A 1,659-nucleotide genomic window follows, 5' to 3' on the forward strand; every position below is an offset into this window, starting at 1 on the left:
ATCCGTAAAAGTACTCTGGGATGCTATCACACAGGATCAGGTAGCTGCAGACGGACAGTTTACAATCAATGGTGTAAATGAAGAAACCGGTAAATTTGTTACGGCGACCATTACAGCAAGGTCTGATATGGATAAAGCAACCATTACAACCGTCGACGACACAACAGTCAACACCCTGGCAGGAAACCTTCCATATATGCCGCAGACCGTTATGGTTCTGTACAACAATGGTGTAAAGGACAATGTCAGTGTCAAGGTAACATGGCCTGAAATTACCGCAGACCAGGTTGCAGCGGAAGGAACATTTACCATTGAGGGAGTTGTTGAAGGTACAACAACAAAAGCAAAAATGACGGTTAATGTAAGAGGAATGTCCGTAGATACCTCCAAACTGTCAGAAGAACTGATTAAGGCAAAAGATTATGCAGCTAAGGATTATACCGCAGAATCATTTAAGAAGTTAACAGATGCAATTACGGCAGCGGAAGAACTCTTAAAGGACAGCAATGTGACACAGGCACAGATTAACAAAGCACTGGATGATCTGAACACTGCAGTTTCCGGATTAGTAGGATTAAAGGCAGAACTGCAAAAGACTCTGCAGGAAGCAAAAACATTTGATCCTGCAAAATACACAGAGGAAAGTTATGCAGTACTTAGCAAAGCAATTACCGATGCAGAAGAAATATTAAAGTCGGAAGACGCCGTTGAAGCAGATGTAAATAAAGCAGTAGAAGCATTAAAGGCAGCAATGGGACAACTGGATAAGATTGAAAATGCAGAACTGGTATTACATTATAGCTTTGATAAACAGGATGATCTTACCCAGATCAAGGACAATTCTGCTAGTAATTATACGGTAGCAGTTCCAAAACTGGAAGATATTGATTTTGTAAAAGGCAAGAGCGGCGATGCACTTAAATTTGACGGAGAAGATACCTCATTTGAAATTCCGGCAGGTGCAAACCTGGCTTCCAGGGATATCACAATCTCCTACTGGTTTAAGCGTACAGGAGAATTATCAGGAAATAACTCCCTGTTATGGGCAAAAGATGAATCAGCCTATAATGGAAAAGGATTCTATACAAATTATCCGGTAGGCGATGAATACTCATCCTTCTTCGTAATGGATGGATTCAATGGAATTTATGTAGCACAGAACCCGAATGACTTCCTTCCATTAAATGAATGGACACATATTGCAGTAACCTGGGATTCAGACAGCAAAACGGGTAAGATCTATAAGAATGGACAGGAACAAGAAGTCACAGTACTGGGAGATCCGCAGACAATTACCGGATCAGAGACAGCAGTAAACCGTGTAGGAAAGAACGGTTACAGCAATGACTCACAGTATCCGGACAATCTGGAACTGGATGACCTTAGAATTTACAACGGTGCGGTAAACAGCGAAAAGATTAACGAGCTTTATACAGAGTATGACAACAATGTAGACAAGACTGTTTTACAGACGGCGCTGGAAACAGCAGAAGCTTACATTCCGGATGGATATACAGCAGAGAGTTACGCTGTACTGGAAGCAGCAATTGCTGAAGCAAGGAAAGTTTTCGAAGATGAGAATGCGGATCAGGATGCAGTAGATGAGCAGATTGGCAAGCTTGAAGAAGCAATTGCCCAGCTGGAAAGTATTCTGGCTGA

Annotated in this window: 1 protein-coding gene; it reads left to right on the forward strand. The window is 42.0% G+C overall.

Annotated features, from left to right (window positions below; genetic code table 11):
- Positions 1-1,659: LamG-like jellyroll fold domain-containing protein (locus RHS_RS29650; RefSeq protein ID WP_047835272.1), on the forward strand; the 1,659-nt coding region annotated here is incomplete at both ends.

The sequence above is a fragment of the Robinsoniella sp. RHS genome, from assembly GCF_001029355.1.
Lineage (GTDB): Bacteria > Bacillota > Clostridia > Lachnospirales > Lachnospiraceae > Robinsoniella > Robinsoniella peoriensis.